Below are 23,276 nucleotides of genomic sequence, written 5' to 3'. Positions count from 1 at the left end.
CGTTAGCGTGGGGGCGTGAGCACCGTCCGGGAACAGCGGTCCCCCACCCTGTGGGAAGAGGGCCGCCAGCCTGCGCGCGAGCTCATCGCACTCGCCATGGCCCTGCTGCTCACGGTGACCGTGCTCGACCTCGTCCTCAGCGACGGGCTCGGCCTGTTCTACGACCTGGCCTTCGTGACGATCTGCGTCGGCGTGGCCCTGCTGGTCCAGCCGTCCGACTTCTTCCCGGTCGGCGTCCTGCCCCCGCTGGCGATGCTCTTCATCGCGTTGCTGCTCGGCATCAGCGAGCCGGGATCGATCGCCCGCACCGACGACGGCTTCGTCCAGGCGACGGTGTCCGGGCTGTCCGGACATGCCCTCGCCCTGGTCTTCGGGTACGGCGCCTGCCTGGCCCTGCTCGCCGTACGACGGTCGTTCCTGCTCCGCCACCCGCGCTGAGCTGGTCGACGGATCAGGCGAAGCGGTCCGGGTCGCCGGCGCCCCGGCGGATGATCTCGGGCGCGCCCTCGGACCAGTCGACGACCGTGGTCGGCTCGGCCGGGGTCTCGCCGGCCTCGACCACGATGTCGACGTCGTGGTCGAGGTCTTCCTTGATCTCCCAGCCCATGGTGCGGGGCTCGGTCTCCCCCGGAAGGATCAGCGAGCTCGACAGCAACGGCTCACCGAGCAGGTCGAGGATCGCCTGCACGACGGCGTGGTCCGGGATGCGCACGCCCACGGTCTTCTTCTTGGGGTGCAGCAGGCGCCGCGGGACCTCGGGCGTGCCGGGCAGGATGAACGTGTACGGCCCCGGCGTCACGGCGCGGATCGCGCGGAAGGCCGCGTTCTCGACGTGGACCAGCTGGCCGAGCTGGCTGAAGTCGCGGCACACGAGGGTGAAGTGGTGGCGGTCGTCGAGCCCTCGGATCTTGAGGATCCGGTCACGGCCGTCGCGGTTGCCGACCCGGCAGCCCAGGGCGTAGCCCGAGTCGGTCGGGTAGGCGATCAGTGCGTCGTCGTGCAGTGCGTCGACGATCTGCTGGATGGACCGCGGCTGCGGGTTGTCCGGGTGGACGTCGAGATAGCGGGCCATCAGAGCCGTACGGCGGTCTTGGTGCTGCGTCCTGCGGCCTTGAGGTCGCGGTGCAGCTCCTTGGGCAGCGAGAAGGCCAAGGTCTCCTCTGCGGTCTGGACCGCGCGGGCGTCGGGGTAGCCGCGCTCGGCGAGGTAGGCCAGGACCTCGGTCACGAGGTGGTCGGGTACCGAAGCACCGGAGGTCACACTGACGGCGGCGGCACCGTCGAGCCAGGCCTCGTCGAGCTCGGACACGTCGTCGATGCGGTAGGACGCCTTGGCGCCGGCCTCGAGGGCCACCTCGACCAGGCGCACCGAGTTGGACGAGTTGGCGGAGCCGACGACGATGACCAGGTCGGCAGCGGCACCGATCTCCTTGACGGCGACCTGGCGGTTCTGGGTGGCGTAGCAGATGTCGTCGCTCGGCGGGTCCTCGAGCTGCGGGAACTTCTCGCGCAGCCGCCGGACCGTCTCCATCGTCTCGTCGACGCTCAGCGTCGTCTGCGAGAGCCAGGCCAGCTTGGCGTCGGCGGGGAACTCGAGCCGGTCGACGTCGTCGGGATGCTCGACGAGGACGGTCTGCTCGGGTGCCTCCCCGGCGGTGCCCTCCACCTCCTCGTGCCCAGCGTGTCCGATGAGCAGGATGGTGTAGCCGTCGGCCGCGAATCGAACGGCCTCGCGGTGCACCTTCGTGACCAGCGGACACGTTGCGTCGATGGTCTTCAGGGACCGCTCAGCCGCCTCGTTGACGACGGCGGGCGAGACACCGTGGGCCGAGAAGACGACGGTGGCGCCCGCAGGGACCTCGTCGAGCTCCTCGACGAAGATCGCGCCGCGCGCCTCGAGGTTGGCCACCACGTGCTTGTTGTGGACGATCTGCTTGCGCACGTAGACGGGCGAGCCGTAGAGGTCGAGCGCCTGCTCGACGGTCACGACCGCGCGATCGACACCGGCGCAGTAACCGCGGGGCGCTGCCAGCAGCACCTCGCGCTGGCCGTCCTCGATCAGGCGAGGGGTCCCCAGGTCGATGCTCATGGTCCCAGTCTATCGGCGCCCGGGCAGGCACCCGAATCCGGAAAAATGCACTGGCCCGGCTCGTGTGGAACGAGCCGGGCCAGCCAGGTGTTGCAGATCAGGCCTTCTCGGAGTCCTCGGGGGTCTCCTCGGCAGCCTCGACCTCAGCCTCGACCTCAGTGGTCTCCTCAGCAGCCTCGGGCGCCTCGACCTCAGCGGTCTCCTCGACCTCGACGACCTCTTCGACCGGAGCAGCCTCGACGGCGGGCTCGGCCTTGGGGGCCTTCGGAGCAGACGGCGTGAACGCCTCGGTCACGAGCTCGATCACGGCCATGGGCGCGTTGTCGCCCTGGCGCGGACCGATCTTCGTGATCCGGGTGTAGCCACCCGGACGCTCGGCGAACGTCGGAGCGATGTCCTCGAACAGCGAGTGCACGACACCCTTGTCGCGGATGGTCTTGAGGACCTCGCGACGCTGGTGCAGCGGGTTCTCGCCAGCGTGGGCCTTCTTCGCCTTGGTGATCAGCTTCTCGGCGTAGGGCCGCAGGGTGCGGGCCTTGGCCTCGGTCGTCGTGATCTTGCCGTGCTCGAAGAGAGCGGTGGCGAGGTTCGCGAGGATGAGGCGCTGGTGCGCCGAGCTGCCGCCGAGGCGGGGACCCTTCTTGGGCTTGGGCATTGCTTCTCTCGTTTCTCCCCGGCCGTGTCAGGTACCGGGTGATAGGTCCGGCCGTTTGAGGTACCGGGGTGTTGTCTTGTCTTGCCGCCAAGCAATCTGTGGTCCAGATCTGCTCGACTGCGGTGCGGCAGCGTGTCGCCTGCGGCGAAGCCGCTCGGTGGTCGCCCTCGGGCCGGAGGCCCGGGTGGCGATCACCGATGGCGACACGCTCGCACCATCAACTCAGAACTGCTCGTCCTCGACGAACGACTCGTCGTCGTCATCGTCGCTGTAGTTGGCGAGCGCAGCCGAGGGGTCGAAGCCCGGGGCGCTGTCCTTGAGGGACAGACCCATCTCGTGCAGCTTGGCCTTGACCTCGTCGATGGACTTCGCACCGAAGTTGCGGATGTCCAGCAGGTCCTGCTCCGAGCGGCTGATGAGCTCGCCCACGGTGTGGACGCCCTCGCGCTTGAGGCAGTTGTAGGACCGGACGGTCAGCTGCAGGTCCTCGACCGGGAGGGCGAGGTCAGCGGCGAGCTGCTCGTCCACGGGCGAGGGGCCGATGTCGATGCCCTCGGCCTCGACGTTGAGCTCACGGGCCAGGCCGAAGAGCTCGACCAGCGTCTTGCCGGCCGACGCGATGGCGTCGCGGGGCAGGATGGACGGCTTGGTCTCGACGTCGATGACGAGCTTGTCGAAGTCGGTGCGCTGCTCGACACGGGTGGCCTCGACCTTGTAGGTCACCTTCAGCACGGGGCTGTAGATCGAGTCGACCGGGATCCGGCCGATCTCGTTGTCGGCGCCCTTGTTCTGGACGGCGGAGACGTAGCCGCGGCCACGCTCGACGACGAGCTCGAGCTCGAGCTTGCCGTTGTCGCCCAGGGTCGCCAGCTTCAGCTCCGGGTTGTGGACCTCGACACCGGCCGGGGGCGCGATGTCGGCACCGGTGACGTCACCGGCACCCGACTTGCGGAGGTACATGGTGACGGGCTCGTCGTGCTCCGAGGAGACGACCAGGCCCTTCAGGTTGAGGATGATCTCGGTGAGGTCTTCCTTGACGCCCTCGATGGTCGAGAACTCGTGGAGGACCCCGTCGACCTTGATGCTCGTGACCGAGGCACCGGGGATCGAGGAAAGGAGAGTACGACGCAGCGAGTTGCCGAGCGTGTAGCCGAAGCCGGGCTCGAGGGGCTCGATGACGAAGCGCGACCGGAACTGGTCGACAGTCTCCTCCGACAGGGTGGGGCGCTGTGCGATAAGCACTTGTTTCGTTCCTTTCCGGATCGACCGCTATATGAGGATCCAGATGTGGTGCGGATGGAGAAGGGGACGTGCAACGCATGTTGCCCCGACCCGCGCTCCCGAGGGAGCGACGGGCCGGAGCACGCATGATCACTTCTTGGAGTAGTACTCCACGATGAGCTGTTCCTGAACGGGCAGGTCGATCTGCTCACGGACGGGCACCGAGTGCACCAGGATCCGCATGCGGCTCGGAACGGCCTCGAGCCACGCCGGAACGATCCGCTCGCCGTGGGTCTCGCGGGCCACGATGAACGGCGTCATCTCGAGCGACTTCTCGCGCACGTCGATGATGTCGTACTGGGTGACCTGGAAGGACGGGATGTCGACCTTCTTGCCGTTGACCGTGAAGTGGCCGTGGTTGACCAGCTGGCGGGCGTGACGACGCGTGCGGGCGAAGCCGGCACGGTAGATCACGTTGTCCAGGCGGCACTCGAGCAGCGTGATGAGGTTGTCGCCGGTCTTGCCCTGGCGACGAGCTGCCTCGACGTAGTACTTGTGGAACTGCTTCTCGAGGATGCCGTACGTGTAGCGCGCCTTCTGCTTCTCCTGCAGCTGGTTGCGGTACTCGCTCTCCTTGATCCGCGCGCGGCCGTGCTGGCCGGGAGGGTAAGGACGCTTCTCGAATGCGGCGTCGCCGCCGACGAGGTCCACGCCGAGGCGGCGGGACTTCTTGGTCAGGGGTCCGGTGTAACGGGCCATGTCTCTACGCTCCTAATCTCAGACGCGGCGGCGCTTGGGCGGGCGGCAGCCGTTGTGGGGGGCGGGGGTCACGTCCTGGATGGTGCCGACCTCGAGGCCGATCGCACCCAGCGAGCGAATCGCCGTCTCGCGGCCCGAACCCGGACCCTTGACGAAGACGTCGATCTTCTTCATGCCGTGCTCCATCGCCCGACGGCCAGCGGCTTCAGCAGCCATCTGAGCGGCGTACGGCGTGGACTTGCGCGAGCCCTTGAAGCCGACGGTGCCGGCAGAGGCCCACGAGATGACCGCACCCGTGGGGTCGGTGATCGTGACGATCGTGTTGTTGAACGTGCTCTTGATGTGGGCTTCGCCCTGAGCGACGTTCTTCTTTTCCTTGCGGCGCACCTTCTTGGCGCCCGCGCGAGCCTTGGGAGGCATCTATTTTCTCCTTGTCGAAGCTGGTCTGAGGCAGTGAGATCGCACGAGGCGATCGATCACTTGGCCTTCTTCTTGCCGGCAACCGTGCGCTTCGGGCCCTTGCGGGTACGAGCGTTGGTCTTGGTGCGCTGTCCGCGGACCGGAAGGCCCATGCGGTGACGACGACCCTGGTAGCTGCCGATCTCGATCTTGCGACGAATGTCGGCCTGGACCTCACGACGGAGGTCACCCTCGATCTTGATGCCCGCGGCGTCGATGGCGTCGCGGAGCTTGACCAGCTCTTCATCTCCGAGCTCGTGCACACGGAGGTTGGGGCTGACGCCCGTGACCTCCAGCAGCTGCTGGGAGCGGGTACGGCCAATGCCGTAGATGTAGGTGAGTGCGATCTCGATGCGCTTGTCGCGCGGGAGGTCGACTCCGACGAGGCGTGCCATGAAAGGCGTTCTCCTTGGAATTCACGGTGGTGTGGTCGTGATGCGTCTGGGGGTTCTCCCCCAGCTCCGGCCATCCGCTCCGGAGGTGGTTCGCCGCTGTTGCCAGCGACTAAGCGATCACGTTGATTGAGGTGTATTCAGTTGTGGGTCGCGCTGGGGCTGGCTCAGCCCTGGCGCTGCTTGTGACGCGGGTTCTCGCAGATGACCATGACGCGGCCGTGGCGACGAATCACCTTGCACTTGTCACACATCGGCTTCACGCTCGGGTTGACCTTCATGTCAGCCCTTTCTAGCTAGTGGCGGTAACGGTGAGCCGGTGGCTCACTTGTAGCGGTAGACGATCCGTCCACGGGAGAGGTCGTACGGCGAGAGCTCCACCACCACGCGGTCCTCGGGGAGGATCCGGATGTAGTGCTGGCGCATCTTTCCGCTGATGTGAGCGAGGACCTTGTGGCCGTTGCTCAACTCCACGCGGAACATGGCGTTCGGAAGGGCCTCCACGACGGAGCCCTCCATCTCGATGACGCCTTCCTTCTTGGCCATGTCTCACAATCTTGTTGGGAACAGTTGTCTACCGGTGGCCCGGGAACCTCTCCCGTGTCCCGGACCCCAGGGCACGCCTGAGGAGCGGGTGAAACGAGAGTGGACCTCGCGAGTTGTGCACCACACACGAACCCACGTTGGACCGACACGCCAGTTTATGCATTCCGACCCGTGAACACCCAATCTGCGAGCCCTCGGGGGTCAGCCGGCGAGCAGGGCCAGGGTCTGCTCGCGCGCCGCTGCGGACCGCGGGTCACCCCCGGCGAAGGCACCCCCGACCGGGTTCACCATCACTTCGTCGACGTCGTACGTCGCCGCGAGCGATTCCAGCGCCGCGCGGGCCGACGAGGGGTCACCGATCACCCAGCGGCTGCGCATGGCGTCGATCAGCTCCTGGTGGCCGCCCGGCAGGCCCGCCTCGACGATCAGCTCGGCGTCCTCGACCACGCGCTGGGCGGCCAGCGGCCGGCCCGTGCGCAGCGCCGCCATCTGGAGCAGCTGCGGCAGCGCGAGTCGCTCGGCCTCCTCGGCCGTGGGCGCGACCGAGGCGTTCACGGTGAGGAAGGTGCGCGGCTCGGCCAGCGTGGCGGACGGCTGGAAGGTCGAGCGGTACAGCGCCAGCGCCTCCTTGGTCCCCGAGCCGCTGAAGTGGTGGGCGAAGACGTAGGGCCGGCCCTTGGCCGCGGCGAGCTGGGCGGAGTAGTCGGAGGAGCCGAGCAACCAGATCTCGGGCACCGACGTGGCCGCCGGCGTCGCCTTCAGCACGTGCTCGCGCCCGCGCAGGGCCAGGCCCACGCCGGCCGGTTCCATCATGGCGAGCACGTTGTCGACGTACTCCGGGAAGCGGGAGACCGCCTCGTCCGTGACACCGCCGGCGCCGTGGCGCAACGCCCAGCTCGTCACCGGGTCGGTGCCGGGTGCTCGTCCGATGCCCAGGTCGATCCGTCCCGGGAACGTCGCCTCGAGCAGCGCGAACTGCTCTGCCACGACCAACGGAGCGTGGTTCGGGAGCATCACTCCCCCGGAGCCGACCCGGATCCGGTCGGTCACCGAGGCGATCAGGCCGATCAGCACCGCCGGGTTGGTCGCGGCGACGGCCGGCATGTTGTGGTGCTCGGCGATCCAGAAGCGGCGGTAGCCGAGGTCGTCGGCCGTGCGCGCCAGGGACAGCGTGGCGGCGACCGCGTCGCCCGTCGACTGGTCGCTGCGGACCGGCACGAGGTCCAGGACGGAGAGGTGGGGGCCGGAGGTTGTCATCCCTGACCCAAGGCGTACGACGCCCCGGACATTCCCTCAGTCGTCCGACGTGGCGCTGCGCTTGGCGAGCAGCAGACCGGCGCCGAGCGCGAGCAGGCACAACACCCCGAGCACCATCAGGTCCATCAGGTAGTGACCGCCACCGCCGAGGGCGATCCAGTCCTCCTTGTCGGTCCCCTCGGTCTCCCGCGTGAAGTCCATCGCGGAAGCCGCGGCGGCATACCCCCAGCGCGACGGGGACAGCCAGGCGATCTGCTCGAGCAGGACGCGGCCGGCGATCTCGAAGAGCGCACCCGAGAGCACCAACTGGACCATGACCATGCCGACCAGCGCGGGCATCGTCTGCTCCGTGCTGGTCACCACCGCGGACAGTGCCAGGCCGATGACGACCATCGTGAAGGTCAGGGACGCGATCGCGATGGCGACCCGCAAGGTGCCGATGTCGCCGTCCGCGCCCGGCAGGCCGACCGTCGCGAGGAACGTGACGAGGAGGCCCTGGACGAAGCCGGCGGTCCCGAGGACCAGCACCTTGCTGATGAAGTAGACGCCCGGCGAGAGGCCGACGGCGTACTCGCGCTTGAAGATCGGGCGCTCCCCCACCAGCTCGCGAATCGCCAGCGCCGTGCCCATCAGGCACGCCGCGACGATCAGCACGATCAACCGTTGGGAGGCCTCGCCGGTCGCGAAGGACTCGACCACCGTGCCGTCGGGAAGGGTGCGCTCCCGGCGGGTCACGTCGAGGGAGAGGCCGTTGCTGCCCGGCACCAGCCGGCTGAGGCCGCCGAGGATCAGGGGCAGCAGGATCAACATGCCGAGCAGCAGCTTGTCGGCGAAGACGACCGCCAGGTTGCGCTTGATCAACGTCGACAGCTGGCGCGCCACCGACTGGCGCGGCGGGGCCGGCACCGAACCGGCATGGGACTGACGCGGGACCGACGAGGTGTCGACCGCGTGCTGCGGCACCGGGATCCGGCTCCACAGGTCGGGGTCGTCGAGCAGGTCGAAGACCTCGGGGTAGTTGGTCTTCCCGAAGTGTGCGAGTACGCCGGCCGGCGGGCCGAAGTAGGCGATCCGGCCGCCCGGCGCGAGGACCAGGACGTTGTCGCACACGTCGAGCGCGAGCACCGAGTGGGTCACCACCATCACGACACGACCGTCGTCGGCGAGGCTGCGCAGCTGGCGCATGACTTCGAGGTCCAGGCCGGGGTCGAGGCCCGACGTCGGCTCGTCGAGGAACAACAGCGGCGGCGCCGTGAGCAGCTCGGTCGCGATGGAGACCCGCTTGCGCTGACCGCCCGAGAGCTGGGTGCCGATGCGGTTCTCCATCCGCTGCACCAGCTGGAGCTGGTGCGCGACGTGGTTGACGCGGGCGTCCCACTCCTGCGCCGTGGTGTCCGGCGGGAGCCGGAGCTGGGCCGCGAACCGCAGGCCCTGTCGCACCTTGAGCTGCGGGTGCAGGATGTCCTGCTGCGGCACGAGGCCGATCTGGAAGCGCAGCTGGTCGTAGTGCTGGTAGAGGTCGTGGCCCTGCCAGATGACCCGGCCGTGGCTGGCGGGCTTGAGGCCGGTCAGCGCGCCCAGCAAGGTGGACTTGCCGGCACCCGACGGGCCGATGACGGCCGTCAGGCTGCGCGGCTCGAGCTTGAACGAGATGTTCTCGATCAGCCGCTTGCCCCCGGCGACGACCTGGGTGAGGCCGTCGGCGTACAGCGTGAACTCGTGGGCGGTCGCCGAGGCGACCAGCTGGTGGCCGTCCCAGCGGAAGGTCTGGTTCCCGACGATGACCTCGGACCCGACGGGGAGCTGGACGGCGCCCTGCAGGCGGTGGCCGTTGACGAAGGTCCCGTTGAACGAACCCAGGTCGTGCAGCACCGCCAGGCTCGTCGCCGTCGGCGGATCGAGACGCGCATGGCGCCGGCTGACGAGTGCGTCGTCGAGCACGATGTCGTTGGCGTGGTCGCGGCCGATGCTCAGGGAGCGACCGGCCTGCACCTGGGCAGGCAGGACCACGGAGTGCCCGTGCGGGAGCTGTCCCGGGGGCAGCACGCCCACCGGACGCCAGGCGTCCACCGGCGCACCGCTGGCCGGCACCTGCGGCGGCGGCAGGTTCTTCCAGAACTCGCCGCCGAGCTGTTCGGGCTGGGGCGTCGGTTGCGGCGTCGGCTGTGCGTTGGGCTGGGGGGTCGGCACGGGCCGGGAGGACGGCGTCGGCGGCTGGTACGGCGGTGGTGCCTGGTGCTGGACCGGCGGCGCCTGATGGGCCGACGGGCCGCCGTACTGGCCCACGAGGACGGTCACGACGACGGCCTCGCCCGCGGGACCGCCCATGTGCAGGCTGACCGGACCGCCCCGCAACGGCAGCCGCGTGATCCGCTCGCCGGCGACGAAGGTCCCGTTGCTGCTCGAGTCGACGACCACCCAGGCGCCGTTCTCGACCTGGATGACGGCGTGGTGGCGCGAGGCGCGGCCGTCGGTGACGGGTACGTCGCAGTCGAGCTCACGGCCGATGACGACCCGCGGACCATCAAAGGTCCGGGTGGTACCGGACCACTGCACCTGGAGTCGGTCCACGGAGTCCTCGTCGGTCGGTTGCGGGAGCAGGCTGACGTCACGCAACCCTAGTGGATGTCGCGACGCCAGCCAGGCAAACCGTCAGCGCCAGTCGGGCCCGGTCGTGTCGTCGACGTCCTCGGCCACCGCGGGAACGGTGACTCCGGCCTGCTCGTCCCGGCTCGCACGCCACAGGCTCGCGACTCCGGTGACGATGAGCGTCACGATGATGACCCCGAGGCTGAACAGCGACGAGATCTCCGGCGCACCGTGCACGCCGTGACCGTCGTTGATGAACGACAGCTCGTTCTCGTGCAACGCGTGCAGGACCAGCTTGACGCCGATGAAGGCGAGGATGAACGCCAGGCCGAGCGACAGGTAGACGAGCTTCTGCAGCAGGCCGCCGAGCAGGAAGTACAGCTGGCGCAGGCCCATCAGCGCGAACACGTTGGCCGTGAACACGAGGTACGGCTCCTGGGTGATGCCGAAGATCGCGGGGATCGAGTCCAGCGCGAACAGGATGTCGGTGACACCGAGCGCGATGATGACGATCAGGATCGGCGACACGAAGCGAACGCCGTTCTTCGTGTACCAGAGGCGCAGGCCGTGGTACTCGTCGCCGACGTTGAGGTGCTTGCGGGCGAAGCTGACGACGGCGTTGTCCTCGGGGTGCTCGTCCTCGTGGCTGCCGTAGGACTTGACCAGCTTGAAGGCGGTGTAGACCAGGAACGCACCGAAGATGTAGAAGACCCAGCTGAAGTTCTCGATCAGCGTGTAGCCCAGCGCGATGAAGATGCCGCGGAAGATCAAAGCCAGCACGATGCCGACGAGCAGCGCCTCCTGCTGGTATTTCCGCGGGACCTTGAGGGCCGCCATCAAGATGATGAAGACGAACAGGTTGTCGATCGACAGGGAGTACTCGGTCAACCAACCGGTGTAGAACTCGATGCCGTAGTCGTGGCCGTGGTGGAGCCAGACGAACAGGCCGAAGGCCAGCGCGGCGCCGATGTAGAAGGACAGCGCGATCGCGCATTCCTTCATCGTGGGCTCGTGGGGATCGCGCGCGATCACAACGATGTCGAAGAGCAGGACACCGATGGTGGCGGCGATCGTGATGGTCCACTCGAGGGTGGTCACGTCCATGGAAACAGTCCTCTTTCAGGGGGCTGGAGCGGTCAACTAGATCGCCCGAGGTCTCTTCCGCTGCCCCCACCAGCACGCTGGTGGGACAACCCACGGGACCGGATCGAACGGCGACGTTCGATCGTGATGACGAGCCCGCAGCGAAGGAATACTCCCCTCAAGTGGACCGATCCTCCCATGGTGGTCGGGCGCAGCACTAATCGACTACGAGACCGCTGACCCTTGCCATGGTGGCGAGCTTGGCGCCGGTCTCGCGCACCTCGGAAGCGGGGTCTGACCCCGCCACGATGCCCGCCCCGGCGAACAGGCGCAACCGGTCGCCGTCGATGACGGCAGCGCGGATGGTCACGGCGAACTCGCCGTCTCCGTTGCCGTCGACCCAGCCGACACAACCAGCGAACCAGTCGCGCAGGTCGCCCTCGAGGTCGGCGATCACGGCGTTGGCAGCAGCCGTGGGTACGCCGCCCACGGCAGGCGTGGGGTGCAGGAGCTGGGCGAGGCGCAACGCGCTGGGGCCGTCGGCACCGACCGCGAGGCGGGCCCGGATCGGCGTGGCGAGGTGCCAGACGGTGTCGGTCGAGAGCAGCTCGGGGGTGGCGGGGTACTCGATCTCGACGCACACGTCCTTGAGGGCGTGCACGATCGCCTCGACGACGAAGGCATGCTCGGCGAGGTCCTTGGCCGACTCCCGCAGGCCTGCGGCTCGCGCCGCGTCCTCGGCTGCGTCGGCAGAGCGGGGTACCGAACCGGCCAGCGGCGTGCAGGAGATGTCCAGGCCGTCACGACGGACCAGGAGCTCCGGGCTGGCTCCGACCAGGATCGGGCCATCGGCCGGGGCCGCATCGTCGCTCACCAGCGGAACGCTGAAGACATAGCGCCCGGGTCGCGTCTGCAACAGGCGGTCGATGATCTCGGCCGGCACCAGCGGCGGCGAACTGATCACGTCGAGGCAGCGACCGAGCACCACCTTGTGGAGCGAGCCGTCCGCGATCTTGGTCAGCGCCGTCTCGACCATCCGGGCGTACTCGTCGGCCGTCGGGAACTCGGTGACCTGGTACGTCCGGTCCACCGCCAGCGGAACCGTCGGCCGCTGCAACGCGTGCTCGGCTCCGACCACCTGGTGCGCAAGGCCGGGCGCTCCGGCAGCGAAGGACAAGGCGCACAGCGCCCGCTCCCCCGGCGCCAGGGCCGCGACGACCTCGTCGGCCCACCCGACATCAGCCCCGTCGGGCGTGGTCCACGTGTGCACCACCCGGCTGGCGACGTACGCCTCCTCGCCGGAGGCGAAGAGGAAGGGCCGGGCGGCGAGGGCCGCAGGTGTGATCGGGTCCCGCGCCATGGATCCAGCCTAGTCCTCGCCGCCGAACGGGACGCCGAGCGCCTCGAGGCGGGACCGGCCGCCGTCCTCGGCGGTCAGCACCCACACGCCGGAAGCGGTGAGGGCGAAGGTGTGCTCGTAGTGGGCTGCCCACCGGCCGTCCGAGGTGACCACCGTCCACTCGTCGTCAGCGATGTCGGTGTCATCGGTGCCGAGGGTGATCATCGGCTCGACGGCCAGCGCCGTGCCCTGCTTCAGGCGCGGACCACGGCCGGCCCGACCGCGGTTGGGCACGTCCGGCTCCATGTGCATCTCGGTGCCGATGCCATGGCCGGTGTAGCCGTCGACGATGCCGTAGTTGCCCCGGCTCAGCACGTAGGACTCGACCGCGGCCGAGATGTCGCCCACCCGGCCACCGATGCGGGCGGCGGCAAGGCCGCGCCACAGGGACTCCTCGGTGACGTCCATCAGGGTCGCGACCTCGGGACGGACCTCTCCGACGGCGACCGTGATGGCGGCGTCGCCGTGCCAGCCCTGGACGATCGCACCGCAGTCGATGGAGATCGCGTCGCCCTCGACCAGCACCCGGTCGCCCGGGATGCCGTGGACGACCTCGTCGTTCACCGACGTGCAGATGCTCGCCGGGAACGGCGGGACGCCGTACCCGAGGAACGACGGGATCCCGCCCTGCTGGCGGATGCTCTGCTCCGCGAGCGCGTCGAGCTCGGCCGTCGTGACGCCCGGTCGTACGGAGTCACGCAGCAGGCTCAGGGTGCGGCCGACCACGAGGCCGGCCACACGCATCGCCCGGACCTGATCGGGAGTCTTGATCTCGATCCGGTGGTCGAAGAGCACGCGGACAGGTTCAGCTCTGGTCGATGTCGTCCAGCGCAGCGAAGATGCGCTGCTGGACTTCGTCGACCTCGCCCATGCCGTCGACGGAGACGACCAGGCCACGCTCGCTGTAGGACGCGATGAGCGGCTCGGTCTCCTCGCCGTAGACCTCGAGGCGGCGTCGAATGACGTCCTCGTTGTCGTCGGCGCGACCCTCGATCTCGGCGCGCTTGAGCAGGCGGCCGATCACGGCCTCCTGGTCCACCGTGAGCACGAGGACGGCGTCGAGCTTGTGGCCCGTCGCCTCGATCATCCCGTCGAGCTCGGTGACCTGGGCCAGCGTGCGCGGGTACCCGTCGAGCAGGAAGCCGGCGTCGGCGTCCGGGTCGGCGATCCGGTTGCGGACCATCTTGTTGGTGATCTCGTCGGGCACGTACTCCCCGGCGTCCATGTAGCGCTGCGCCTCGACACCCAGCGGGGTGCCCTGCGCGACGTTGGCGCGGAAGATGTCGCCGGTCGAGATGGCCGGAACACCGAAGTGCTCAGCGACCGCCGTGGCCTGCGTGCCCTTGCCGGCCCCGGGGGGACCCATGATCAGAAGCCTCAACGCAAGAATCCTTCATAGTTGCGCTGCTGGAGCTGGCTCTCGATCTGCTTCACCGTATCGAGGGCGACACCGACCATGATCAGAATGGAGGTACCACCGAACGGGAAGTTCTGGTTGGCGTCAATCAGCACGAACGCGATCAGCGGCACGAGCGAGATCAGACCCAGGTAGAGAGCGCCCGGCAACGTGATGCGGGACAGAACGTAGGACAGGTAGTCCTGCGTCGGCTTGCCCGCCCGGATCCCGGGGATGAAGCCGCCGTACTTCTTCATGTTGTCGGCCACCTCTTGCGGGTTGAAGGTGATCGACACGTAGAAGTAGGTGAAGAAGATGATGAGCAGGAAGTACGCCGCCATGTGCACGGGGTGGCCCTGGTCGACGAGGTACTCGTTGACCCACCGGATGATCTGGTTCGGGTTCTCCTGGTTGAACTGGACCGCCATCGCCGGCAGGTAGAGCAGCGACGAGGCGAAGATGACCGGGATGATGCCGGCCTGGTTCACCTTGAGCGGGATGTAGGTGGAGCTGCCGCCGAACATCTTGCGGCCGACCATCCGGCGGGCGTACTGCACCGGGATCCGGCGCTGCGCCTGTTCGATGAAGATGACCGCGGCCACGATCACGAGACCGATGATCACCACGATCGCGAAGGTCCACCAGCCCTGGCTGATCTTCACGGCCCAGAGTCCGGCCGGGAAGGTCGCGACGACCTGGGTGAAGATCAGGATCGACATGCCGTTGCCGACGCCGCGCTCGGTGATCAGCTCGCCGAGCCACATGATCACCGCGGTGCCCGCGGTCATGGTGACGACCAGGACGAGGAAGGTCTTGGTGTTGTCGCTGTGCAACAACGGATAGAGCGTGTTGTCACAGCCCTGGAGGAGGTTGCCGGTGCGCGCGAGCGCGACGATGCCCGTCGCCTGCAGCACGGCGAGGCCGAGCGTGAGGTACCGCGTGTACTGCGTGATCTTCGTCTGACCGGCCTGACCCTCCTTCTTGAGGGCCTCGAGGCGCGGGATCACGACGACGAGCAGCTGCAAGATGATGCTCGCGGTGATGTAGGGCATGATGCCCAGCGCGAAGATCGTGAGCTGGAGCAGTGCTCCACCGGAGAAGAGGTTCACCAGGCTGTACAGGCTGGCGTTGCTGCCCTCCTGGACGACGTCGATGCACTTCTCGACGTTGGCGACATTGACGCCGGGGGCGGGGATCTGCGAGCCGGCCCGGAAGATCACAATGATCATCAGGACGAACAACAGCTTGCGCCGAAGGTCCGGGGTCCGGAAGGCGTTCACGAACGCGCTGAGCACTCGGGTCCTCTTCTCTTGCTCCTGGCCTTGTGGCCAGCGGGAAGCCTAACAGGGGGTTCCGCACCCCCCGAGGGGGTGCCGGGGAAGTTCCGGGGACGTGCAGGAGAAGCGCAAAGGGCGCGGAGACCTCGGGAGGTCACCGCGCCCCTTGCAGCGTCATCACAGAACCGTGACGGTCCCGCCGGCGCTCTCGATCTTGTCCTTGGCCGAGGTGGAGAACGCGTCAGCGCTCACCGTGACCTTGACCGTGAGCTCACCCTGGCCGAGCACCTTGACGGGCAGGCCCTTGCGGACCGCGCCCCGTGCAACGAGCGTCTCCGGGGTGACGTCGCCACCCTCGGGGAACAGCGCGCTGATCTTGTCGAGGTTGACGACCTGGAAGGTCACCTTGAACGGGTTCCGGAAGCCGCGAAGCTTCGGGAGCCGCATGTGGATGGGCATCTGCCCACCCTCGAACGCGACCGGGACCTGGTAACGGGCCTTGGTGCCCTTGGTACCACGACCCGAGGTCTTGCCCTTGGATCCTTCACCACGACCAACACGGGTCTTGGCAGTCTTGGCACCCGGCGCGGGGCGCAGGTGGTGCAACTTGAGCGGGGTCATTGTCACTCGCCTCCGACGACCTCGACCGTCACCATGTGACGGACGGTGTGGACCATGCCCCGGATCTCGGGACGGTCCTCCTTGATCACGACGTCGCCGATCCGCTTGAGGCCAAGGCTCCGCAGCGTCTCACGCTGGTTGAACTTGGCGCCGATCTTCGACTTGGTCTGCTGGACCTTCAGCTGTGCCATCAGGCCGTCACCGCCTCAGGTGCAGAGGTCTTGGCCGCGGCCGCAGTGGCCTCGCCCTCGGCCTGAGCCTTGAGCAGCGCCGCCGGGGCGACGTGCTCGACGGGCAGACCACGACGCGCGGCAACGGTCTCGGGCATCTCCAGGAGCTGGAGGGCCGCAACCGTGGCGTGCACGATGTTGATCTGGTTCGACGAACCCAGCGACTTGCTGAGGACGTCGTGGATGCCGGCGCACTCCAGGACGGCGCGCACCGGACCACCGGCGATGACACCGGTACCGGGGGCGGCCGGACGCAGGAACACCACGCCGGCAGCCTTCTCGCCCTGAACCGGGTGCGGGATCGTGCCCTGGATGCGGGGGACGCGGAAGAAGTTCTTCTTCGCCTCCTCGACACCCTTGGCGATCGCCGCGGGAACTTCCTTGGCCTTGCCGTAGCCGACGCCGACCAAACCGTCACCGTCACCGACGACCACGAGGGCGGTGAAGCTGAAGCGACGACCACCCTTCACGACCTTGGCGACGCGGTTGATGGCAACGACGCGCTCGACGTACTGGCTCTTGTCGGCGCCGCCACGGCCGCCGTCGCGACCGCCACGGCCGCCACGGTCGCCGCCCGAACGCTGTCCGCGCTGGGGTCCGCTCATGATTTCTCCTCAGTCCTGTTCGCGGTCAGAAGGTCAGGCCGCCCTCGCGGGCGCCATCAGCCAGGGCCGCGATGCGGCCGTGATACTTGTTGCCGGACCGGTCGAAGACGACCGACTCAACGCCGAGTTCCTTGGCGCGGGCGGCGACAAGCTCGCCGACCTTCTTGGCCTTGGCCGTCTTGTCGCCCGCGAGGGAACGCAGGTCGCCCTCGAGGGTCGAGGCAGAGGCCAGGGTCTTTCCGACCAGGTCGTCGACGACCTGGGCGGTGATGTGCTTCGTCGACCGGGTGACCACCAGGCGCGGACGCGCGGCAGTGCCGGAAATCTTCTTGCGGCCCCGGATCTGGCGACGCAACCGTGAGGATGCGCGCGCAGAGAGGTTCCGCTGGTGCTTCAGAGTGATCGCCATGTCACTTACCAGCCTTTCCGACCTTGCGGCGGACGTGTTCGCCGGAGTACCGGACACCCTTGCCCTTGTACGGCTCGGGCTTGCGAAGCTTGCGGATGTTGGCGGCAACCTCGCCGACCAACTGCTTGTCGATTCCGACCACTGAGAGCTTGGTGGGGCTCTCCACCACGAAGGTGATGCCTTCCGGAGCGTCAAAGATGATCACGTGGGAGTAACCGAGCTGGAACTCCAGCTGGGTCGGGCCCTTCGAGATGACGCGGTAACCCACGCCGACGATCTCGAGCTTCTTCTCGTAGCCCTCGGTGACACCGACGACCATGTTGTTGATGAGCGTCCGGGACAGACCGTGGTAGGCCTTGGACAACCGCTCGTCGTCGGGGCGGATGACGTCGAGGACGCCCTCACCCTGCTGGACGGTGATCGGGGCGATCACCGTGTGGCTCAGGCTGCCCTTGGGGCCCTGGACGTTCACGGTGGCGCCGTCGATCTGGACATTGACGCCCGCGGGGACCGGGACGGGGAGCTTGCCGATGCGCGACATAGTTTCTCTCTCCTAACTTTCCCTGGTCACCAGACGTAGGCGAGGACTTCCCCACCCACGCCCTTCTGGTTGGCCTGACGGTCAGTCAGCAGGCCCTGGCTGGTCGAGATGATCGCGACGCCGAGGCCACCGAGGACCTTCGGGAGGCCGGTGTGCTTGGCGTACACCCGGAGGCCGGGCTTGCTGATCCGGCGGACGCCGGCGATCGAGCGCTCGCGGTTGCGGCCGTACTTGAGGGTGACGGTCAGCAGCTTGCCGACGCCGTTCTCGTTGTCGGCAACGGCGAAGGAGGTGATGTACCCCTCCTGGCGGAGGATCTCCGCGACGCCTTCCTTGAGCTTGCTGTACGGCATGGTCACCGCATCGTGGTACGCCTGGTTGGCGTTGCGCAGACGCGTGAGCATGTCTGCGATCGGGTCAGTCATCGTCATGATGTGTGTTTCCTTCTGCTGCGGTTTCCGTCAGCTCAAGCGGCGGGCGGACCTGCAACGTTGTGATGATGTGGTCTCAGCTCACCAAGAGGACTTGGTGACGCCGGGCAGTTCGCCGCGGTGGGCCATCTCCCGCAGGCAGATCCGGCACAGGCCGAACTTGCGGTAGACCGACTTCGGGCGGCCACAGCGCTGGCAGCGGGTGTAACCGCGGACAGCGAACTTGGGCTTGCGAGCGGCCTTGACCTTGAGCGCAGTCTTCGCCATGTCAGTTCTCCTTGAACGGGAAGCCGAGGTGCTTGAGCAGCGCCCGTCCCTGCTCGTCGTTGGTCGCCGTGGTGACGATGGTGATGTCCATGCCCCGCTGACGGTCGACCTTGTCCTGGTCGATCTCGTGGAACATGACCTGCTCGGTCAGACCGAACGTGTAGTTGCCACGGCCGTCGAACTGCTTGGGCGAGAGGCCCCGGAAGTCGCGGATACGGGGCAGCGCCAGCGAGAGCAGGCGGTCGAGGAACTCCCACATGCGGTCGCCGCGCAGCGTGACGTGCGTGCCGATCGGCATGCCCTCACGCAGCTTGAACTGGGCGATCGACTTGCGGGCCTTCGTGACCGACGGCTTCTGGCCGGTGATCGCGGTGAGGTCGCGGATCGCGCCCTCGATCAGCTTCGAGTCACGCGCGGCCTCGCCGACACCCATGTTGACCACAATCTTGGTCAGGCCGGGCACCTGCATGACGTTGGCGATCTCGAACTCGGTACGCAGGGCGGGGAGGATCTCCTCGCGGTACCTGGTCTTGAGACGCGGGTACACCTTCTCGGCGACCTCGACGTCGGTGGACTCCGTCATCAGATTTCCTTCCCGGTCTTGCGGGAGATACGGACGCTACGCGTCGACGCGTACTCCGAGCCGTCCGGGCGACGCTTGGTGACCTCGACCCGCTTGCTGCCGGTCCGGGTCACGCCGTCACCCTCGACGAGCATCACGTTGGACACGTGGATCGGGGCCTCGGTGGTGATGATGCCGCCGGTGTTGCCCGAACGCCCACCCTGGTCAACGACCTTGGTGTGCTTCTTGATCCGGTTGACACCCTCGACGATCACGCGGCTGTCCTCGCGGATCACCTTGATGATCTTGCCTTCGGCGCCCTTGTCCTTGCCGGCGATGACCTTGACGGTGTCGCCCTTCTTGACATGCAGGTTGGGCTTCTTGCGGACCTGCTCCGCCTTCTTGCGGGCACCCATCACAGCACCTCCGGCGCGAGCGAGATGATCTTCATGAACTTCTTCTCTCGCAGCTCACGGCCGACGGGGCCGAAGATGCGGGTTCCACGGGGCTCGCCATCGTTCTTGAGAATCACCGCAGCGTTCTCGTCGAAACGGATGTACGAACCGTCGGGGCGGCGGCGCTCCTTGACGGTGCGCACGATGACGGCCTTGACGACGTCACCCTTCTTCACGTTGCCGCCGGGAATGGCGTCCTTGACGGTGGCGACAATGACGTCACCGATCCCGGCGTAGCGACGACCGGAGCCGCCAAGCACCCGGATGCAAAGGATTTCCTTCGCACCGGTGTTGTCGGCGACCTTGAGTCGCGACTCCTGCTGAATCATCGATTTCTCCTGGTTGTCGTGCCGGTTCTCGATCGCTCACAGGCGATCGAGCCTGGCCGAACGGATTTACTTCGCGCGCTCGAGGATCTCCACCACGCGCCAGCGCTTGGTGGCAGACAGCGGGCGGGTTTCCATGATGAGGACACGGTCGCCGACGCCGCAGTCGTTCTGCTCGTCGTGCGCCTTCAGACGGCTGGTGCGCCGCATGACCTTGCCGTAGAGCGCGTGCTTGACGCGGTCCTCGACGGTCACGACGACGGTCTTGTCCATCTTGTCGCTGACCACGAGGCCCTCGCGGGTCTTGCGCGCGTTGCGGGCGGTGTCGGTCTGCTCAGTCTGCTCAGCCATCAGTTCTCCTCCTCGGCACCCGGAGCGGTACGAATCCCGAGCTCGCGCTCGCGCACCACGGTGTAGATCCGGGCAATGTCCTTCTTGACCGTACGGAGCCGTCCGTGGCTCTCCAGCTGGCCGGTGGCCGCCTGGAATCGCAGGTTGAACAGCTCCTCCTTGGCCTCGCGCAGCTTGGCCTCGAGGTCGACGTCGTTGAGCTCGTCCAGTTCGTGAGCAGCAGTGGCGTTGATAGCCATCAGAACTCACCAGCCTCTCGCGTGATGAAGCGGCACTTCATGGGCAGCTTGTGGATGGCCCGGCGCATCGCCTCGCGGGCGACATCCTCCGAGACACCGGACAGCTCGAACATGACACGGCCGGGCTTGACGTTGGCGACCCACCACTCGGGCGAGCCCTTACCGGAACCCATGCGGGTCTCAGCCGGCTTCTTGGTCAGCGGACGGTCGGGGTAGATGTTGATCCACACCTTTCCACCACGCTTGATGTGACGGGTCATCGCAATACGCGCGGACTCGATCTGACGGTTGGTCACGTAGTGACCTTCGATCGCCTGGATACCGAAGTCACCGAACGCGAGCGACGTGCCACCCTTGGCAGCACCGCGACGCTTCGGGTGGTGCTGCTTGCGGTGCTTGACGCGACGGGGCATCAACATGGCTCAGGACTCCGATCCGGTGGTCGGCTCCGCAGCAGCCGCCTCGGGAGCAGCGGCCGGGGCGGCAGCGGCGTCAGAGGGCGCTTCGGAGCGAGTCGGGCGGTCGGCGCGCGACCCACGGGTCGGACGCTCACCACCACGGGTGGGACGGCCAGCGCCGCGACCGGGGACACCGGCGCGAGCAGCAGCCTGGGCCTGGCGCTCGGCACGTGTGCCGGCAACCTCGCCCTTGTAGATCCAGACCTTCACGCCGATACGGCCGAAGGTGGTCTTGGCCTCGTAGAAGCCGTAGTCGATGTCGGCACGCAGCGTGTGCAGCGGAACGCGACCCTCGCGGTAGAACTCGGTGCGCGACATCTCGGCGCCGTTGAGACGACCCGAGCACTGGATCCGGATGCCCTTGGCACCGGAACGCATCGAGGTCTGCATGGCCTTGCGCATCGCACGACGGAACTGCACGCGACCGGAGAGCTGCTCGGCAACACCCTGGGCAACGAGCTGAGCGTCGATCTCGGGGTTCTTGACCTCGAGGATGTTCAGCTGGACCTGCTTGCCGGTGAGCTTCTCGAGCTCGCCACGGATCCGGTCGGCCTCGGCGCCGCGGCGACCGATGACGATGCCGGGACGCGCAGTGTGGATGTCGACGCGAACCCGGTCACGGGTGCGCTCGATCTCGACCTTGGAGATACCGGCCCGCTCCATGCCCTTGCTGAGCAGCTTGCGGATCGCGACGTCTTCTCCGACGTAGGCCTTGTACAGCTTGTCGGCGTACCAACGCGACTTGTGGTCGGTCGAGATGCCGAGGCGGAAGCCGTTCGGGTTGATCTTCTGGCCCATTACTTCTTGGCCCCCTTCTTGGTCTTCGCTTCGACGACGTCGGCGGGCTGAACCGCGATGGTGATGTGGCTGGTGCGCTTGTTGATCCGGGTGGCCCGGCCCTGCGCACGGGGACGCCAGCGCTTCATCGTCGGACCCTCGTCGACACGCGCCACGGAGACGACCAGGTCGCCCGTGGGCAGGCCCTCGGTGGTCTCGGCGTTCGCGACGGCGCTCTGCAGCACCTTGAAGATCGTGGTCGACGCCGACTGCGGTGCGAACTGCAGCAGGGTCAGGGCATCGTCAGCGGGCAGGCCGCGGACCATGTCGATGACGCGACGGGCCTTCATCGGGGTGATCCGGACGTAACGCGCGGAGGCGTAGGCACCCGGCTCGTCGCCCAGGATCGACTCCCGGCGCGCGCTCGTGCGGTGGCGCTCGGTGGTGCTCATCGACGGCGCCCCTTTCGGTCTTCCTTGACGTGTCCGCGGTAGGTGCGGGTCGGGGCGAACTCGCCCAGCTTGTGGCCGACCATCGAGTCAGACACGAAGACCGGAACGTGCTTGCGCCCGTCGTGGACCGCAATCGTGTGGCCGATCATCGAGGGGATGATCATGGACCGGCGCGACCAGGTCTTGATGACGTTGTGAGTGCCCTTGTCGTTCTCGGCGTCCACCTTCTTGAGGAGGTGGCCGTCGATGAAGGGGCCCTTCTTGAGGCTGCGAGGCATCTTTCAGTTCCTTCAGCGCTTGTTCTTGCCGGACTTGCGGCGGCGAATGATCTGGGAGTCGCTGGCCTTGCGCTTGCGCGTACGGCCCTCGGGCTTGCCCCACGGGGAGACGGGGTGACGACCACCGGACGTCTTGCCCTCACCACCACCGTGCGGGTGGTCGACCGGGTTCATGACGACACCGCGGACGGTCGGGCGCTTGCCCTTCCAGCGCATGCGGCCGGCCTTGCCCCAGTTGATGTTGGACTGCTCGGCGTTGCCGACCTCACCGACGGTGGCGCGGCAGCGCACGTCGACGAACCGCATCTCGCCCGAGGGCAGACGCAGCGTGGCGCGGGAACCCTCACGGGCGACCAGCTGCGCGCTGTTGCCAGCGGAGCGGGCCATCTTGGCGCCGCCACCGGGGCGGAGCTCGACACAGTGGATCGTCGTACCGACCGGGATGTTGCGCAGCGGCAGGTTGTTGCCGGGCTTGATGTCAGCACCGACTCCCGACTCGACGCGCATGCCCTGGGTCAGGTCCTTCGGCGCCACGATGTAGCGCTTCTCGCCATCGGCGTAGTGCAGCAGCGCGATGCGGGCGGTCCGGTTGGGGTCGTACTCGATGTGAGCGACCTTGGCCGGCACGCCGTCCTTGTCGTAGCGACGGAAGTCGATGATCCGGTAGGCCCGCTTGTGACCGCCACCCTGGTGACGCGTGGTGATGCGTCCCTGGTTGTTGCGGCCACCCTTCTTCGGGAGCGGACGCGTGAGCGACTTCTCCGGCGTGGTGCGGGTGATCTCGGCGAAGTCGGCGACCGACGAGCCACGACGGCCCGGGGTAGTCGGCTTGTACTTGCGGATAGCCATCAGGCCTGACCTCCGAAGATGTCGATGCGGTGGCCCTCAGCCAGGCTGACGATGGCGCGCTTGGTGTCCTTGCGCTTGCCAAGGCCGTGCTTGGTCCGACGGACCTTGCCCGTGCGGTTGAGGGTGTTCACCGAGGTGACCTTGACACCGAAGATCTTCTCGACCGCGATCTTGATCTCGGTCTTGTTGGCGTCAGGGCGCACGACGAACGTGTACTTGTTGTTGTCGAGGAGGCTGTAGCTCTTCTCGGACACGACCGGCGCGATCAGAACGTCGCGGTGGTCCTTGTGCAGGGTGCTCATGC

General features: G+C 67.5%; 35 protein-coding genes. 1 reads left to right on the top strand and 34 read right to left on the bottom strand.

All coding sequences use genetic code 11. The annotated features are described in order from the left end of the window. Positions 1-15: 15 nt before the first annotated feature. Positions 16-438, top strand: a complete 423-nt coding sequence (locus ACOACQ_RS08150) for a DUF6542 domain-containing protein (protein ID WP_378596112.1) — start codon at positions 16-18, stop codon at positions 436-438. 13 nt (positions 439-451) lie between these two features. On the opposite strand, the gene ACOACQ_RS08145 is transcribed toward ACOACQ_RS08150, so the two are convergent. The 34 genes from ACOACQ_RS08145 to rplW all read right to left on the bottom strand — a co-directional run bounded on the left by ACOACQ_RS08145 (position 452) and on the right by rplW (position 23,274). Then, positions 452-1,072: an L-threonylcarbamoyladenylate synthase gene (locus ACOACQ_RS08145; protein WP_378596113.1), complete on the bottom strand. Its 621-nt coding sequence runs from the start codon at positions 1,070-1,072 to the stop codon at positions 452-454. Next, complete coding sequence (locus ACOACQ_RS08140; protein WP_378596114.1) at positions 1,072-2,088, bottom strand: 4-hydroxy-3-methylbut-2-enyl diphosphate reductase; 1,017 nt, start codon at positions 2,086-2,088, stop codon at positions 1,072-1,074. The genes ACOACQ_RS08145 and ACOACQ_RS08140 overlap by 1 nt, the downstream gene beginning before the upstream one ends. A 97-nt stretch (positions 2,089-2,185) precedes the next feature. Further along, complete coding sequence (rplQ, locus tag ACOACQ_RS08135; RefSeq protein WP_378596115.1) at positions 2,186-2,743, bottom strand: 50S ribosomal protein L17; 558 nt, start codon at positions 2,741-2,743, stop codon at positions 2,186-2,188. A gap of 222 nt (positions 2,744-2,965) precedes the next feature. Continuing rightward, complete coding sequence (locus ACOACQ_RS08130; protein WP_378596116.1) at positions 2,966-3,985, bottom strand: DNA-directed RNA polymerase subunit alpha; 1,020 nt, start codon at positions 3,983-3,985, stop codon at positions 2,966-2,968. Between the two features lie 129 nt (positions 3,986-4,114). Then, complete coding sequence (gene rpsD, locus ACOACQ_RS08125) at positions 4,115-4,723, bottom strand: 30S ribosomal protein S4 (protein ID WP_378596117.1); 609 nt, start codon at positions 4,721-4,723, stop codon at positions 4,115-4,117. A gap of 18 nt (positions 4,724-4,741) precedes the next feature. After that, positions 4,742-5,143 (bottom strand): 30S ribosomal protein S11, encoded by a 402-nt coding sequence (rpsK, locus tag ACOACQ_RS08120; protein ID WP_038681087.1) that lies wholly within the window; start codon positions 5,141-5,143, stop codon positions 4,742-4,744. A 56-nt stretch (positions 5,144-5,199) separates the two neighbouring features. After that, positions 5,200-5,577, bottom strand: a complete 378-nt coding sequence (gene rpsM / locus ACOACQ_RS08115; protein ID WP_056707962.1) for a 30S ribosomal protein S13 — start codon at positions 5,575-5,577, stop codon at positions 5,200-5,202. A gap of 164 nt (positions 5,578-5,741) precedes the next feature. Further along, complete coding sequence (gene rpmJ, locus ACOACQ_RS08110; protein WP_056707964.1) at positions 5,742-5,855, bottom strand: 50S ribosomal protein L36; 114 nt, start codon at positions 5,853-5,855, stop codon at positions 5,742-5,744. Between the two features lie 43 nt (positions 5,856-5,898). Then, positions 5,899-6,120, bottom strand: coding sequence for a translation initiation factor IF-1 (gene infA, locus ACOACQ_RS08105; RefSeq protein ID WP_028656368.1), 222 nt, complete (start codon positions 6,118-6,120; stop codon positions 5,899-5,901). Positions 6,121-6,321: 201 nt separating this feature from the next. Continuing rightward, entirely contained in the window at positions 6,322-7,377 is a 1,056-nt protein-coding gene (locus tag ACOACQ_RS08100) for an LLM class flavin-dependent oxidoreductase (protein WP_378596118.1), read from the bottom strand. 36 nt (positions 7,378-7,413) lie between these two features. Further along, positions 7,414-9,948, bottom strand: coding sequence for an FHA domain-containing protein (locus ACOACQ_RS08095; protein WP_378596120.1), 2,535 nt, complete (start codon positions 9,946-9,948; stop codon positions 7,414-7,416). Between the two features lie 81 nt (positions 9,949-10,029). Further along, a complete protein-coding gene (locus ACOACQ_RS08090) occupies positions 10,030-11,070 on the bottom strand; it encodes a TerC family protein (protein ID WP_378596121.1) in 1,041 nt (346 codons plus the stop codon). A 196-nt stretch (positions 11,071-11,266) separates the two neighbouring features. Then, the gene (locus ACOACQ_RS08085) at positions 11,267-12,409 is read right to left on the bottom strand and encodes an isochorismate synthase (protein ID WP_378596122.1); all 1,143 of its coding nucleotides are present in this window, start codon (positions 12,407-12,409) and stop codon (positions 11,267-11,269) included. Positions 12,410-12,418: 9 nt separating this feature from the next. Beyond that, positions 12,419-13,243, bottom strand: coding sequence for a type I methionyl aminopeptidase (gene map / locus ACOACQ_RS08080; RefSeq protein WP_378596123.1), 825 nt, complete (start codon positions 13,241-13,243; stop codon positions 12,419-12,421). A 10-nt stretch (positions 13,244-13,253) separates the two neighbouring features. Next, a complete protein-coding gene (locus ACOACQ_RS08075; RefSeq protein WP_378596124.1) occupies positions 13,254-13,829 on the bottom strand; it encodes an adenylate kinase in 576 nt (191 codons plus the stop codon). Beyond that, the gene (gene secY, locus ACOACQ_RS08070; protein WP_378596125.1) at positions 13,826-15,139 is read right to left on the bottom strand and encodes a preprotein translocase subunit SecY; all 1,314 of its coding nucleotides are present in this window, start codon (positions 15,137-15,139) and stop codon (positions 13,826-13,828) included. Before secY ends, ACOACQ_RS08075 begins: the two co-directional genes overlap by 4 nt. 159 nt (positions 15,140-15,298) lie before the next feature. Beyond that, positions 15,299-15,742 (bottom strand): 50S ribosomal protein L15, encoded by a 444-nt coding sequence (gene rplO / locus ACOACQ_RS08065; RefSeq protein WP_056707981.1) that lies wholly within the window; start codon positions 15,740-15,742, stop codon positions 15,299-15,301. Positions 15,743-15,744: 2 nt separating this feature from the next. After that, positions 15,745-15,933, bottom strand: a complete 189-nt coding sequence (gene rpmD, locus ACOACQ_RS08060; protein ID WP_056707984.1) for a 50S ribosomal protein L30 — start codon at positions 15,931-15,933, stop codon at positions 15,745-15,747. Next, the gene (gene rpsE, locus ACOACQ_RS08055; protein WP_056707987.1) at positions 15,933-16,577 is read right to left on the bottom strand and encodes a 30S ribosomal protein S5; all 645 of its coding nucleotides are present in this window, start codon (positions 16,575-16,577) and stop codon (positions 15,933-15,935) included. Before rpsE ends, rpmD begins: the two co-directional genes overlap by 1 nt. A 25-nt stretch (positions 16,578-16,602) precedes the next feature. Beyond that, positions 16,603-16,986 (bottom strand): 50S ribosomal protein L18, encoded by a 384-nt coding sequence (rplR, locus tag ACOACQ_RS08050; RefSeq protein WP_056707991.1) that lies wholly within the window; start codon positions 16,984-16,986, stop codon positions 16,603-16,605. A 1-nt stretch (position 16,987) separates the two neighbouring features. Beyond that, positions 16,988-17,527 carry a 50S ribosomal protein L6 gene (gene rplF / locus ACOACQ_RS08045; protein ID WP_378596126.1) on the bottom strand — a complete coding sequence of 180 codons (540 nt, stop codon included), beginning with the start codon at positions 17,525-17,527 and terminating at the stop codon, positions 16,988-16,990. 26 nt (positions 17,528-17,553) lie between these two features. Next, on the bottom strand, positions 17,554-17,958 hold the full coding sequence (gene rpsH, locus ACOACQ_RS08040; RefSeq protein ID WP_056707995.1) for a 30S ribosomal protein S8: 405 nt from the start codon (positions 17,956-17,958) through the stop codon (positions 17,554-17,556). Positions 17,959-18,039: 81 nt separating this feature from the next. Further along, entirely contained in the window at positions 18,040-18,225 is a 186-nt protein-coding gene (locus ACOACQ_RS08035) for a type Z 30S ribosomal protein S14 (protein WP_056151931.1), read from the bottom strand. 1 nt (position 18,226) lies between these two features. After that, a complete protein-coding gene (gene rplE, locus ACOACQ_RS08030) occupies positions 18,227-18,808 on the bottom strand; it encodes a 50S ribosomal protein L5 (RefSeq protein ID WP_378596127.1) in 582 nt (193 codons plus the stop codon). After that, a complete protein-coding gene (rplX, locus tag ACOACQ_RS08025; RefSeq protein ID WP_378596128.1) occupies positions 18,808-19,203 on the bottom strand; it encodes a 50S ribosomal protein L24 in 396 nt (131 codons plus the stop codon). Before rplX ends, rplE begins: the two co-directional genes overlap by 1 nt. Continuing rightward, the gene (gene rplN, locus ACOACQ_RS08020; protein ID WP_017932847.1) at positions 19,203-19,571 is read right to left on the bottom strand and encodes a 50S ribosomal protein L14; all 369 of its coding nucleotides are present in this window, start codon (positions 19,569-19,571) and stop codon (positions 19,203-19,205) included. Before rplN ends, rplX begins: the two co-directional genes overlap by 1 nt. 66 nt (positions 19,572-19,637) lie before the next feature. Continuing rightward, positions 19,638-19,919, bottom strand: a complete 282-nt coding sequence (gene rpsQ, locus ACOACQ_RS08015) for a 30S ribosomal protein S17 (RefSeq protein WP_378596129.1) — start codon at positions 19,917-19,919, stop codon at positions 19,638-19,640. Further along, on the bottom strand, positions 19,919-20,158 hold the full coding sequence (gene rpmC / locus ACOACQ_RS08010) for a 50S ribosomal protein L29 (RefSeq protein WP_056708009.1): 240 nt from the start codon (positions 20,156-20,158) through the stop codon (positions 19,919-19,921). Before rpmC ends, rpsQ begins: the two co-directional genes overlap by 1 nt. After that, entirely contained in the window at positions 20,158-20,577 is a 420-nt protein-coding gene (rplP, locus tag ACOACQ_RS08005) for a 50S ribosomal protein L16 (protein WP_056708012.1), read from the bottom strand. Before rplP ends, rpmC begins: the two co-directional genes overlap by 1 nt. 3 nt (positions 20,578-20,580) lie before the next feature. Next, a complete protein-coding gene (gene rpsC, locus ACOACQ_RS08000; RefSeq protein ID WP_378596130.1) occupies positions 20,581-21,414 on the bottom strand; it encodes a 30S ribosomal protein S3 in 834 nt (277 codons plus the stop codon). Further along, complete coding sequence (gene rplV, locus ACOACQ_RS07995) at positions 21,414-21,845, bottom strand: 50S ribosomal protein L22 (protein WP_378596131.1); 432 nt, start codon at positions 21,843-21,845, stop codon at positions 21,414-21,416. Before rplV ends, rpsC begins: the two co-directional genes overlap by 1 nt. Continuing rightward, positions 21,842-22,123 (bottom strand): 30S ribosomal protein S19, encoded by a 282-nt coding sequence (gene rpsS / locus ACOACQ_RS07990; protein WP_056708017.1) that lies wholly within the window; start codon positions 22,121-22,123, stop codon positions 21,842-21,844. The genes rplV and rpsS overlap by 4 nt, the downstream gene beginning before the upstream one ends. A 12-nt stretch (positions 22,124-22,135) precedes the next feature. After that, positions 22,136-22,972: a 50S ribosomal protein L2 gene (gene rplB, locus ACOACQ_RS07985; RefSeq protein ID WP_056708018.1), complete on the bottom strand. Its 837-nt coding sequence runs from the start codon at positions 22,970-22,972 to the stop codon at positions 22,136-22,138. Beyond that, positions 22,972-23,274: a 50S ribosomal protein L23 gene (rplW, locus tag ACOACQ_RS07980; protein WP_056708020.1), complete on the bottom strand. Its 303-nt coding sequence runs from the start codon at positions 23,272-23,274 to the stop codon at positions 22,972-22,974. The genes rplB and rplW overlap by 1 nt, the downstream gene beginning before the upstream one ends. Between the last annotated feature and the right edge of the window lie 2 nt (positions 23,275-23,276).

This window comes from Nocardioides sp. CPCC 206347 (assembly GCF_048654605.1).
In the GTDB taxonomy this organism is placed as follows: domain Bacteria; phylum Actinomycetota; class Actinomycetes; order Propionibacteriales; family Nocardioidaceae; genus Nocardioides.
This window is presented reverse-complemented; position numbering and strand designations above follow the sequence as displayed.